Annotated in this window: 12 protein-coding genes; 5 read left to right on the top strand and 7 right to left on the bottom strand. The window is 74.0% G+C overall.

Going from position 1 to position 12,042, the window contains the following annotated elements:
• Position 1: 1 nt before the first annotated feature.
• Positions 2-700: an FHA domain-containing protein gene (locus BM242_RS20275; RefSeq protein ID WP_093840313.1), complete on the top strand. Its 699-nt coding sequence runs from the start codon at positions 2-4 to the stop codon at positions 698-700.
• Between the two features lie 38 nt (positions 701-738).
• On the opposite strand, the gene BM242_RS20270 is transcribed toward BM242_RS20275, so the two are convergent.
• From BM242_RS20270 to BM242_RS20260, 3 genes are read right to left on the bottom strand one after another with little or no spacing between them, the layout of a single operon-like run.
• On the bottom strand, positions 739-1,392 hold the full coding sequence (locus BM242_RS20270; RefSeq protein ID WP_093840312.1) for an RES family NAD+ phosphorylase: 654 nt from the start codon (positions 1,390-1,392) through the stop codon (positions 739-741).
• The gene (locus tag BM242_RS20265) at positions 1,392-2,120 is read right to left on the bottom strand and encodes a hypothetical protein (RefSeq protein WP_093840311.1); all 729 of its coding nucleotides are present in this window, start codon (positions 2,118-2,120) and stop codon (positions 1,392-1,394) included. The genes BM242_RS20270 and BM242_RS20265 overlap by 1 nt, the downstream gene beginning before the upstream one ends.
• The gene (locus tag BM242_RS20260; RefSeq protein WP_093840310.1) at positions 2,117-5,812 is read right to left on the bottom strand and encodes a CHAT domain-containing protein; all 3,696 of its coding nucleotides are present in this window, start codon (positions 5,810-5,812) and stop codon (positions 2,117-2,119) included. The genes BM242_RS20265 and BM242_RS20260 overlap by 4 nt, the downstream gene beginning before the upstream one ends.
• Positions 5,813-6,119: 307 nt before the next feature.
• Here BM242_RS20260 and BM242_RS20255 point away from each other — a divergent pair, with 307 nt between their 5' ends.
• A complete protein-coding gene (locus BM242_RS20255; RefSeq protein WP_425443898.1) occupies positions 6,120-7,289 on the top strand; it encodes a damage-control phosphatase ARMT1 family protein in 1,170 nt (389 codons plus the stop codon).
• A gap of 246 nt (positions 7,290-7,535) precedes the next feature.
• On the opposite strand, the gene BM242_RS20250 is transcribed toward BM242_RS20255, so the two are convergent.
• From BM242_RS20250 to BM242_RS20230, 4 genes are all read right to left on the bottom strand, one after another.
• Positions 7,536-7,799 carry a Txe/YoeB family addiction module toxin gene (locus tag BM242_RS20250; protein WP_093840308.1) on the bottom strand — a complete coding sequence of 88 codons (264 nt, stop codon included), beginning with the start codon at positions 7,797-7,799 and terminating at the stop codon, positions 7,536-7,538.
• Complete coding sequence (locus tag BM242_RS20245) at positions 7,796-8,086, bottom strand: type II toxin-antitoxin system Phd/YefM family antitoxin (protein ID WP_093840456.1); 291 nt, start codon at positions 8,084-8,086, stop codon at positions 7,796-7,798. Before BM242_RS20245 ends, BM242_RS20250 begins: the two co-directional genes overlap by 4 nt.
• A gap of 88 nt (positions 8,087-8,174) precedes the next feature.
• On the bottom strand, positions 8,175-8,573 hold the full coding sequence (locus BM242_RS20240) for an ACT domain-containing protein (protein ID WP_093840307.1): 399 nt from the start codon (positions 8,571-8,573) through the stop codon (positions 8,175-8,177).
• A 349-nt stretch (positions 8,574-8,922) separates the two neighbouring features.
• Positions 8,923-9,378 (bottom strand): MarR family winged helix-turn-helix transcriptional regulator, encoded by a 456-nt coding sequence (locus BM242_RS20230; RefSeq protein ID WP_093840305.1) that lies wholly within the window; start codon positions 9,376-9,378, stop codon positions 8,923-8,925.
• A 179-nt stretch (positions 9,379-9,557) separates the two neighbouring features.
• Here BM242_RS20230 and BM242_RS20225 point away from each other — a divergent pair, with 179 nt between their 5' ends.
• The 3 genes from BM242_RS20225 to BM242_RS20210 all read left to right on the top strand — a co-directional run.
• Positions 9,558-10,661, top strand: a complete 1,104-nt coding sequence (locus BM242_RS20225) for an LLM class flavin-dependent oxidoreductase (RefSeq protein ID WP_093840304.1) — start codon at positions 9,558-9,560, stop codon at positions 10,659-10,661.
• Entirely contained in the window at positions 10,658-11,269 is a 612-nt protein-coding gene (locus tag BM242_RS20220; RefSeq protein ID WP_245834315.1) for an NAD(P)H-dependent oxidoreductase, read from the top strand. The genes BM242_RS20225 and BM242_RS20220 overlap by 4 nt, the downstream gene beginning before the upstream one ends.
• Positions 11,270-11,617: 348 nt before the next feature.
• Positions 11,618-12,042, top strand: a 425-nt coding sequence (locus BM242_RS20210) for a DIP1984 family protein (RefSeq protein ID WP_093840302.1), incomplete at its 3' end; no start/stop codon positions are given.

Genomic DNA, 12,042 nt, shown 5'->3' with positions numbered 1-12,042 from the left:
CATGGCCGCGCACCCCGACGACGGCTGGGAGGTGGTCGACCGCCCGGCCGGGAACCCCGCCGGGCCGGACACCCCGCCCCCCGGGCCGCAGGAGAACCGGACCGTACCGCCCGGCAACGACTGGGAGGTGGTCGACCGATCCGCCGACCCCCCCGGCCCACACGAGAGCGCGGCCCCGCCGTCCGAGGACGGCGGGGGCACCCACCCGGCGGACCGGCCCCCGCCGGCGCCGTCGCCGGACGATCGCCGTGACCGCTGCTGGAGCTGCGGCTGCACCGCGGACGGCACCGGCACCGGCACCGGCCCGCCCGCCGCCGAGTGCCCGCAGTGCTTCAGCCCCCGCCTGCTGCTGACGCTGGACTTCGCCGGCCTGGGCACGGTGCTGCGCACCGACCCCGCTGCCCCCCTGCGGCTCGGACGCGACCCGGAGTGGGCCCTCGCGGGTACCGCCGCCGCGCTGGCGGCGGTACTCACGGTGTCCCGCCGGCACGCCACGGTGGGCCTGGAGCCGGACGGCACCGCCTGGGTGGCCGAGGACGGCGGCTCCGCAACCCGTAACGGGACCTGGGTCAACGGCGTCCGCGTCCCCTGCGGCGGCCGTCACCCGCTGCGCGACGGCGACCGGCTGGGCCTGGGCACCCGGGTGGTGGCCACCGTGCGGGTCACGCCGGGAACGTCCCCTCCCGCGTCCCCGGCCTGAGCCGCGCCCGCCGCCGCCGGCCGGCCCTCCGGCCCGGCTCAGGCGTCCTGCGGGGGCTGGATGACCGCACGCAGCCGGTACAGCAGCTCGTTCGCCCCGGCCAGGCCCTGCGGCGTGCCCAGGTCGAGCGACGACTCCGGCTCCGGCTTGAGCGCCCCGGCGCCCCCCGCCCGGTCCCCGAACAGCACGCAGGCGTGGCGCGGCCGGTGCCGCCGCGACTGCCACACCACCCCCGTCGCCCATGGTGCCCGGGCACGCAACTGCCGCACCCAGTAGCGGGTCTGCACATAGACGTCGGTCTCCAGCAGCCAGGAGTCCTGGCACACGGCCGCCAGGTCCTCCTCGGTGAGCAGCCGGATCAGCGGCAACTCCACGGTGGTGCGCAGCCTGGTCAGCGAGTAGGGCGCGGCCTGCGCCCACGGGATGATCCGCATCCCGCTCGCGGCGTCGAACTCCATCTGCCGCAGGAAGACCTCGGCCAGCGCGGTGGCCGGCTCGGCACCGGCGTAGAGGTAGCTGTAGGGGTCCTCGGGGGTGGAGTCGAACCGGGCCCCCTTGAAGGGGGTGTCCCACACCGTGGGGTTGAACTCCTCCGGCTGCCGCCGGGTGCGGTGGCACCGCCACAGCTCCGATCCGGCCGGCAGCACCAGGGAGCGGGGGGTGAGCCCGGGGGGCGGGTGCTGGCGGGCCATCACTCCACCTCCAGCAGGGTTTCCACGGCGTCGGCGAGCAGCGCGTCGGGAACCCGGCCCAGCAGTTCGGCGGGCGTGCCGCCCAGCCACCGGTTGCCGCCGAGCCACCAGTCCGCCGCGCCCCACGGGTCACGGTCCGCCAGCAGCAGCCGGTTGATGTGCCGGACCACCGGCCGCAGGTGACCGCTCTCCGGGTCGAACTGGAACTCCGGGTAATGGGCCGTGCCGTCCTCGCCGCGCAGCCGGATGAGCCCGGCACCCACCGGATCGTCCGCCTCGGGCGGCAGCAGCCGGTCCGGCGGGCGGGCCGGGGCGGCGAGGAGCCTGCGGTGCACCGCGGCCAGCACCTCGGCGGGCGAGTCGGGCGGCGGCGCGGCGGACGGTCCCGCGGCGGACGGGGGCGGCACCGCCAACAGCCGCAGCACATCGTGTGCCAGGCCGGGCGACAGCGGCGCGGCCGGGGCGGCACGCACGAGGGCGTCCACGGCCTGCCGCGGCGGGCTGTCGAAGGGCAGCGGCAGCAGGGCACGCTGGAGGCGCAGCACCGCGCCGTCACCCCCGCCGCCGAGGGCGATGAGCCGCACGGCATCGCACAGTCTCGCGAACTGTTCCCCGCTCAGCTCGGCGCGGATGCCCGCCAGATGCTCCCGGATGAGGACAAGCAACTCGTCCGCGCCCGCGCCCGAGTCCGCCCCCGTGGCCTCGCCGCCTTGCTCCGCTCCGCTCATCGCCGCACCTTCCCCTTCCCCGTTTCCTTCCCCTTCGCCTTCCCCTTCGCCGGGTCCGTTGCCGCGGGGACTCCGGGCCCCGCGGGGCACGGGCTGCCCTGGTGGATGAAGGCCGCCCAGGCGACCACGTCCGCCAGATACGGCCTGCCGGCCTCCCGCAGCAGTTCGCCGCCGAGTCCGTCCGGAGCCTGCCGTCCCGGGTCCAGCATCCACATCTGGGCGGCGCGCAGCGCGTCCGGCGGGGCCAGTGACCGCCGTGCCGCGAAATGGTGGAAGACCGCCATGAACAGCGCCGAGGCGCCGTCGAGTGCGGTCCAGCGGGAACCCACGGCATCGGTCGCGCCGCGCGCCACAATCGCCGTGGCGAGGGTGAGCGCCTCGTCGTGGTCCCGGGTGCTGAGATCGGTTTCGCAGGCGCTGAGCACCACCAGCGGCCCCGGCTCGCCGGACGCCGGCCCGCCGGGACGGTCCAGGAGCCGGCTGACGGTCAGCCCTCCGGGGTCCGGGCCCCGCGCCCCGTCCGCCGGACCGGGCCCCCCGTCCGGCGGCGCCAGGTCCAGGGCGGAAAGCGTCGGCCGGGTCCCGGCGCTGCCGTGCGACATGACGTGCACCATCGAGGCACGCGGGCCGGCACCGCCGGGCAGCACCGCAAGCAGCTCCTCCGGGGTGCCGGCGCCGGTGACCCGGATGCCCGGCGGCGGGCCGTCCAGGAAACGGCCCAGCACCCGCGCGTCCGGGTAGCACAGGCGGTGCAGCGCCAGCACCTCGTCCTCCGCCCGGACCAGGTTCAGCCGGGGGTCGGTCACCAGCACGGGGCACGACCGCAGCGGCATGCGCCCGCGCGCCGCCGCCCGCAGGAACTCCGCCCCCGAGGCCGCATAGCTGAGCACCGCCTCCTGGACGGCGTACCGCCGCGCTGCCCGGGCGGCCGGGCCGGCCGGGAGCCGGGCGGCGTGCCAGGGGACGACGCCGAGGTTGCCGCAGGGCACCAGCACCAGCCGCGGCGGGCCCGGGGCGTCGCCGCGCTCCCGGCCGACATGGTCCAGCAGCGGCGCCAGCGCGGCCGGCCCGGCCCAGTCGCACAGTGCCTCCAGTGCCGAACGCCACCGCATCTCCGCGGCCTGCACGGCCTGCACGGCCCGCACGGCATGCGCCGCCTCCCGCGCATCGAGGCCACCGGCCGGCCGCTTCCGCCGCAGCGCCGAGCGGGCCGCCGACGCGTCGAGGTAGCGGGCCAGCGGGGCACGACCCGCCGGGGACAGCCCCGGCAGCGGCAGCACCGTGCACTCCCCGGACCCGCCGTCCAGCACCAGGGCGAAGCCGTCACCGCCCGCCCCGTCATGCTGCGGCTCCGGGCCCGGCACCAGGTACGCCAGCGCGTCCGCGCCGCTGTCGCGCAGCCCGCGCAGCAGCTCCGCGGCGTCCGGTACCCGCAGCAGCGGGCGGGGCGCGCCGTCCGGGCCCGGGGCGCCCCGCAGCACGTCCAGGGCCCGTCGCCGGAGAGTGCCGGGGATCTCGGTGACCCGCGCCGGGTCACTGAGCAGGGGTTCGTTCCGCTGCCCGGTGTCCGGCACCGTCCGCCGCCACTCCCGGGCCAGTTCCGCATGGCCGAGCGCGGCAAGCTGCTCCGGGACGCCGACCGAGGTGGCGGCGGCCTTCAGCACCAGCGCCCGGCTCAGCTCCAGCGCCTCCAGCACGTCCCTCGTCTCCCCCGCCGCCGGGTCCGCGGCACCGTCCCCGGTGCCGGCCCGCGTCGCGGCCCAGGCGGCGACCCGCAGACCGTCCCCCGCCCCGTCCGTGGCGGTGCGCAGACCGTGCTCGGCACCGAGCTGGAGCAGCACCGCCTCCCCGGTGAGCCGCAGGCAGTCCAGACCGGTGCCGATGGCCGCCGCCCGGTCCGCCGCCGCGCCGGGCCCGCCCGCCGCCGCCCGCTCGCCGCGGCTGCGGGCAAGCTGCCACAGCAGCCCGCGCGAGGTCTCCGGGTCCACACCGGCCGCCAGTTCGGCCCGGCCGGCCTCCAGCTCGGCTATCGCCTCGTCCAGCCGGGCCGGCTCGCGGGTGAGGCGGTGGGCGGCCTCCAGCAGCATGGCGATCGCCCAGCGGGTCCGCGCCCGCTCGTTCACCACCAGCTCGGTCTCCGGCAGCGCCGCCCGGGCCTCGTGCACGGCCGTCATGATCTGGTCCGGGTCCCGCTCCAGCGTCGCGGTCAGGGCCAGCAGGGGCAGTCTGACCACCGCCAGCACCCGCCGGTAGTAGGGAGCGCCCGGGTGGTCGGCGGCCAGCGACAGATACCGGGCCCCGCGGCGCAGCGCGGACAGCGAGCCGGTGGACCTGGCATCGACCAGCAGGGCCATGCCGAGGATCAGCACCGCGAGCCCGTACCACTCGTCGTCCTCGCGGGACCGCTGGACGACGAACAGCAGTTCCTCGGTGATCGCCTCCAGCTCCTCCCGGCCGGGCGCGTCCTGGGCGGCGAGCCGCTCCAGGAGCAGCAGCAGCCGCAGCAGCATCCGGACCTGTTCCAGCGGGCCCTGCCGGAACCGCTCCGGGTCGGTGAGCGGGCCGGGGTCGAGCTCGGCGAGCAGCCGGCTCGCGCGCTCGTCCGCCTCCCGGCTGCCGCGGGACCGTCCGCTGAGCAACTGGAGTGCCGGGGACATGCGTTCCACCATCTGCCGGGTGCCGTCCCCGGGCGGCAGTCCCGCCACCGCGACGCGCAGCCGCTCGGCGGCGTCCACCACGCGTTCGGGATCGCCGGTGCGGAGGGCGAGAACCATATGGGCCAGGCCGGCCTTGAAGGCATCGTCGGCCGCCGTCCCGGCGCCGGGCGGAGCGTGCCGGCGCGGCGCCTCCAGCAGCCGCAGGTGTTCGGCGAGACCGTCCGCGCCCAGCGCCCCGGGCACCGCCATCTCCACCATCAACCGCACCATGGCGGCCACGCGTTCCTCGGACTCCTGCTCGGCCGGGCCGGTGCCGGGCGGCGGCTCCGCGGACGCCGCCGTGCCGGGCTCCGGCTGCGGCAGCGTACGCGCGACGTGCAGCAGGGCGCCGAGCTGCTCCCGCTGCGCCGGGTCCGCCACCACATCGGGCAGTATCCGCCCGGCCATGTCGAAGAGCCCGTTGTAGTCGCGTGCCGCCGCGGCCTGCCGGAAGAAGGCCGTCGCCGACGAGATCTGCGCGACCTGGACGGCCAGCGGCCCCGGCAGGTGGACCGCCGAGAGTTCCGCGAAGATGTCCCCGGCCTCCTTCATGTCCGCCTGGAGCGGCTCGGAGGAGAAGTCGTTGCGTGCGGCCCAGGCGAACAGTTCCGGAAAGGCGGGGGGTTTTCCGTCCTGCGTCATCGGGGGCATCGGGACCAGCAGCAGCGCCAGCGCGACCGCGGCGCGACGCGCCTCCCAGGTGTCCGGCGGCAGCCCGGCGCGAGCCGCGCGCAGCAGCCGCACCCCCTCGGCGCGGTTCTCCTCCGTGCCGGGGCCGGTGAGACTCAGCAACGCGTGCAGGCCGCCCAGCCGGGCCCGGAGCACCGGCCCCGACGGGTCGTCCGGCGACAGCGCCGCCTCCAGCTCCGACAGCTCCCGGACCACATCCGGCATCAGCCGTGCCAGTTCCTGCCGGGTCGTCGGAACCTGCCCGGTCTCCTCGGCCGGCAGCAGCCGGCCGGCCCGTGCCAGGATCTCCTCGGCCCGCTCCGCCACGGCAGCTCCCTCCCGGTTCCCGCGCCTCCTGCCGCCCATGGTGCTCCGGAACGGGCCGCGCATACCGGCGTTCCCGGAGATCGCCCGAAAACCCACCGGAAGCCGCCCGCTTCCCGCCCGCGGCGCCGCAGGGCCGGCCGGCTGACCCGGCCGGCACGATGGGCGCCCGCCGGCCGGCCCCCGCGCACCTCCACGCCTGCCCCTGCCCCCCTGCCCGGCGTGATCACGATCCGCGCCCTCTAACCTCGCAGCGGACAACGCCCGCCTTCCAGCCCTCCGGAACAGGAGTCACACCAGCGTGGAAGTTGTGAGTAATGCCGGCCCGGCCCCGGTGATCCTCGGCAATGTCCCGGGCAGCTTCGCCCGGGGCGTGCTGGAGAAGCGCCACCCGGCGCTGATCGAACAGGTCCGCGACGCCCACCCCTACTCCCCCGGGCAGCGTCGCGCTCTCGACGCGCTGCTGGAGGAGATCACCACCGGCACCATCGAACCCCTGCCGGAGTCCGCCCACGACGCCGCACAGTGGGCGGCCTGGGACCGCGGCCACCTCGGCCGCCGCTGGCTGGACGTGCCCTTCCTGTGGGCCGAAAGCTTCTTCTACCGCAAGCTCCTCCAGGCTGTGGGCTACTTCGAGCCCGGCCCCTGGCGCGGCATCGACCCCTTCGCACCGGTCAAGCAGGCCGAGCTGGACAGCGACCCCGTCGATCAGGAACTGGCCGCCCTCGACAACCTGGACGGCCTCCCCCAGCACCAGGCAGCCCAGGCGTTGCTGCACGCCTCCCTGTGGGGCAACCGCGCCGACCTCAGCTTCCGCCTCACCGCCGAAGACCCCTCCACCGGGGCTTCCGAGCAACTCGTCGCCGACGACAGCGCCGCCCTGTGGTCCCTCCTGGACGAGACCGCACCCGCCAGGCTGGCCGTCATCGCCGACAACGCCGGACGCGAGCTGCTGCCCGACCTGATCCTGATCGACCACCTCCTGCACCACCAACTCGCCCGGCACGTGACCCTGCACGTCAAGCCGTATCCCTACTACGTCTCCGACGCCACACTCGCCGATGTCCTCGCCTGCCTGCGCCGCCTCCGCCGAGCCACCGGCCCGGCCCGTGACACCGGCCGACGCCTGTGGGACGCCATGAGCATGGGGAGGCTCGACGTCCGCGCCCACGACTTCTTCTGCGCACCGCTCCCCTTCCGCGAGATGCCCGAGGACCTGCGGCAGGATCTGGCCGCCTGCGACCTCACCCTGCTCAAGGGCGACCTCAACTACCGCAGGCTGGTGGAAGACCGGCTCTGGCCGGCCACCTCCTCCTTCACCGGCCTCACCGCTTACTTCCCCACCGCCGTCGCGGCACTGCGCACCCTGAAATCCGACGTCATCACCGGCCTGACCCCCACCACCCTGACCAAGCTGGAGGAAAGCGGCGAACCCTGGCGCACCAGCGGCAGCCACGCCCTGGTCCAGCTCCGCCCGTAGCCGACGGCAACCGACAGTTGCCGGACGGCTCCTGCTGCCCGCTACGGGCGAAGCGACTGATCTGGTCCCGTGGCGTTCACTGTCATCCATGACGCCTGCGTCCGGTACCGGAGCAGGCTCCGCGATCCACCCCTTGCCGGGGGGACCATTGTCCAGTCGCGACATGCATCCAAGCGAAGCGCAAGGCGACTCGCGCCGCAGCACCCCAGCCAATGAGAACCGGTCGTCGGGAAACCGTACGACGATTCATCGTTCGTAGTGGAAGCGACAGGCGACCACGTGAATGAGATCGTCCTCGTCGATGCGGTACACCAGCCGGTGTTCGGAGTTGATCCTCCGCGACCAGTAACCCGCCAGATCGTTCCGCAGTGGTTCGGGCTTGCCAATCCCCTCGTGGCCGTTGCGGTCGATGTCGGCGATGAGCTGGTTGATCCGCTTCAGCAGCTTGCGGTCATTCGCCTGCCACCAGAGGTAGTCGCTCCAGCCGTCCTCGACGAAGAGAACCTTCACGCAGCGCCCCGCCCCGACTCATCGTCCGGGTCCACCAGCTCGCGGACCGTACCCCGCCCCGCCCGGTCCTGCTCGATCGACCTGCGCAGCCGCTCCGCCATCGCCGGCGACCGCAGGAGGTAATCGGTCTCCTTGAGCGCCTCGTACTCGGCGAGCGAAACGACCACCATGGGCTCGTGGCCGGCCCGGGTGATCACGAGTTCCTCGGCGTCGTTCTCGACCGCGTCGAGAGCGTCGGCGAGTGCAGCGCGCAGTTCGGTGACGCTCATCATCTTCATAACGTACACAATAACGTACAGAACTAGACTCTCGCGATGGCCACGATCTGCCACACCGGCCGCTGCACCGGCGGACCCGCGGGGCGGCTCCGCCCGGTCAGACCGGCCGGCGGGCCAGGTCCTCCAGCAGCGCCGCCGCCTCGGCCGCACGGTGGTACGGGACGAAGAGATGGTCGTGGTGGAAACCGGCGACGACATTGCAGCTCAGGCCGGCGTCGGCGAGCCGCCGGGCCACGGCCGCGGTGAGACCGACCGCCGCCAGGGCGGAATGCACCCGCAGCGTGATCCATCCGGCGTCGTACTCGTGGGCCAGCCCCGCCGCCTCCGCCTGAGCCGCCGGCACGACCAGGGTGAGCCCCTCCTCCTCGGCCACCGTGACCACCGGGGTGACGCCGGGCGGCACGCCGCCGGGAACGGTGGCGAAGACATAACGGCCGGGGTGCAGCTGCGGGCGCATCCCGCTCAGCAGTTTCCGCAGGTCGCTCTCGCCCGGCATGCCCGGCAGGCTAGCCACGGCCGTCGGCCGCCGGCAACCTCACCCGGCGGGCGAGTCCGGGACGGCCGCCGGTCCGCCCCAGGGCCGGCCGGTGCGCCCGGACCGCCATGCGGATCAACAAGGCTTCCGTCTCCGCCGGGTTCGTCGGACGCCCGGTCCGGGTCGTGCTGCACGCCGGCGGGACGGCGGCCTTCCCGGACACGGAGCCCGGGCTGCCCCCCCGCTGCCTCCTGCCGGCCGCAAACGGCCTCGCGGTCCGGGCGGCCGGGGGCGCTGCACAGCCGGGCCTGCGGCAGGTGGCCGAGATCGCCCTGCGGTCCTGGCCGGCCCTGGCGCCGTGGGTCACCGGTCACCGGTCGCCGTCGCCCTCCGGGGCGAGCCGTGACCAGACGCGGGCCAGGTCGCGCAGGTCGTCGTCGTCCAACCGGTCGAAGAAGAGACGGCGCAGGTCGCTGTACTGCTGCCGCCACGCCTTGCGCAGGAGTGTCCGCCCCTCACTCGTCAGGACGGCGACATAGCCGCGCCCGTCCTCCGCGGCTCGCCGGCGCTCGATGAGTCCGCGGCGCTCGAGCCGGTCCGCCATCCGGGTGAAGCCGCCCGTCGACATCACGCGGCGCTTGGCCAGCTCCGACATGCGCATGCCCGTGCGACCGGCCCGGCCGAGCAAGGACAGGGCGCTGTACTCCGCCATGGTCACGTCCAGTGGCAGGAGCCCGGCCTCCACCTCCCGCCAGATGCGGTCGTGCGCGTGGAGAAAGCCCGCCCATGCCTCGTCCTCGAGCTCGGTCAGACGCGGTGTCGCCATCCCCGAACACTACCGCGACGCCCGGTTTCGCCGCTCCCGGAACATGACTGCGCAGACAGCGACACCGCGGGTATATCTGCCTGCGCAGGCAGGTTATCCGGATCGCCACACCGTCTCCGGACCCCACGTGCGTCGGGCCGGCCCACACACTCCACGACCCCCGGAAGGAACCCACCACCATGAGCACAACCGCCGACAGCACCGCCGGGCTCAAGCAGCGGTCGCCGTTCGAGATCGGCTTCATGACATTCGTCGAGATCACCGAGGACCCGCACACAGGTGCACTCCCCTCCCCGCAGCAGCGCGCCCGGGAGACCATCGAGCAGGCCCGGCTCGCCGACCAGGCCGGTCTCGACCTGTTCGCGGTCGGCGAGCACCACCGCACCGACTTCGTCGGGTCGGCCCCGGCGATGGTCCTGGCAGCGGCCGCCGAGGCAACCGAGAACATCCGGCTCACCAGCTCGGTCACCGTGCTCAGCTCCGAAGACCCGGTCCGCGTGTGGGAACAGTTCGCCACGCTCGACCAGTTCTCCGGCGGCCGGGCCGAGATCATCGCGGGCCGCGGGTCCTACACCGAGTCGTTCCCGCTGTTCGGATACGACCTGCAGGACTACGCCGACCTGTTCCGGGAGAAGCTCGGCCTGCTGCTCAAGATCCGCGCACAGAACCCCCTCACCTGGAACGGCCGGTTCCGCCCGGCACTGGAGAACGCTGACATCGGCCCCCGCGCACTCCAGGACGAGCTGCCGATCTGGGTCGGCGTGGGCGGCACGCCGGCGTCCGCGGTCGGCACCGGACGGCTCGGATTGCCCATGGCCATGGCCCTGCTGCTCGGACCCATCACCTTCCACGAGCAGACGCTGGAGCTGTACCGTGCCGCCGCCCAGCAGGCTGGGCACGACCCGGCAGCCCTGCGGACCAGCATCAATCTCCACGGCTACGTCGCCCGCACCAGCCAGGGCGCCCGCGACACGATGTACCCGTACTTCGCACAGGGCATGAGGGAGAACAACCACCAACGAGGCCACGGTTTCCGGATGCCCCGGGCCGCGTTCGACGCCCAGACGTCTCCGAACGCCGGACTCGTGGTCGGCAGCCCGCAGGAGGTCATCGACAAGCTGCTGGCCTACCACGAGATCTACGGCCTGGACCGTGCCCTCGTCCAGATCGGCTTCGGCGGAATGCCGCAGAAGCACGTGCTCGAGGCCATCGGACTCCTCGGCACAGAGGTGGCCCCCGTGGTGCGCCGTGAGGTGGCCGCACGGAAGGAGAAGGTGGCGTGACCGTCTCGCCCGAAGCACCTCCCGCCCTCTCCGTCACCCCGGGCGACGGCGTGCCCCGCCGCACGCTGCGTGTCGTCGTCGTCAACGGCAGCCCGAGCGCGAAGTCCAAGACCATGGGCCTGGCCGATGTCGTCCTGCGGACCCTGAGCAGCGCGCTCGCCGACCGTGCGGTCACGGTCGACGAAACCCGGATCGACGTCTACCGGCTCGGCCCCGGATTCACCGGCGCCGTCGAGCGTGAGGGGATCGCTCCACAGATCGAGTCCGTGCTGCGGCAGGCCGATCTGCTGATCGCGGCCACACCGGTGTTCCGCGGCTCGTACACCGGCATGTTCAAGCACTTCTTCGACCTCGTCGACCAGTACGCACTCGCGAACAAGCCGGTCTTCCTCGCCGCCACCGGCGGCGGAGACCACCACGCGCTGGTCCTGGAGCACGCCCTGCGACCCCTGTTCGGGTTCTTCCAGTCGCTCACCGTCCCGGTGGCCGTCTTCGCCTCATCAGGCGACTTCGACGGCACCACCCTGCTCAACCCCCGCGTCTACGGGCGGATTGAGACGGCCATCACCGACGTCACAAATCTGCTCACGACCCGGGCACGGCCGTGACGGCCGGGCGTGCATGAGGCCGAGGGCCGGCCGCAGCCGGAGCCGTCCCGAGGGCAGCTCGGCCTGGCCGACATGGCCGCGCAGCGTCTCGAGCAGCAGGAGCCGGCCGTGCTGCCGGACCGCGAAGCGGAGCCCGTCCGGTTCCCGGTCGGGCTCCACGAACAGCCGGTGCAAGATGCCGCGCAGGATACGCGGCCACGCCGTGCACCCGGGCACCACGCGACGCACCACAGCAGTAGACGACCGGCCGATACGTCGGTGAGCTGCGCCCAGCAGGAAGGCACCGACAACTTCTTGCGCTACGTTCCATACCTGCCCTGGAGGTCGTAGAGCTGAAGGAGGGGGATCGTGAAGCTGGCCGAAGCACTGGCGCTGCGCGCGGACGCGACCCGGCGAGTGGAGCAGCTGCGCTCACGCATCGTGGGCGCCGCCCGCTATCAGGAGGGTGAGACGCCCGCCGAAGACGCCGCGCAGCTGCTGAGCGAAGCCGGCGAGGTCCTCGACCAGCTGGAGTCGCTCATCCGCCGGATCAACCGGACCAACGCCGCAGTCGAGCTGGCCGAGGGCGGCACGCTCACCGACGCGCTGGCCCGCCGGGACGTCCTGCGGCTGCGCCACTCCGTTCTCACGGCCGCCGCGGACGCCGCCGCCGGGAAAGGGGAACGCGGCTTCGGCCGGCAGATGCGGTCCGAACTGATGATGCTCGCCGCTCTGCCCGTGGCGGACCTGCGGGCGCAGACCGACGACCTCGCCCGTCAGATCCGGGAGATCGA

The sequence above is a fragment of the Streptomyces aidingensis genome (assembly GCF_900112355.1).
Classification (GTDB): domain Bacteria; phylum Actinomycetota; class Actinomycetes; order Streptomycetales; family Streptomycetaceae; genus Streptomyces; species Streptomyces aidingensis.
This window is presented reverse-complemented; position numbering and strand designations above follow the sequence as displayed.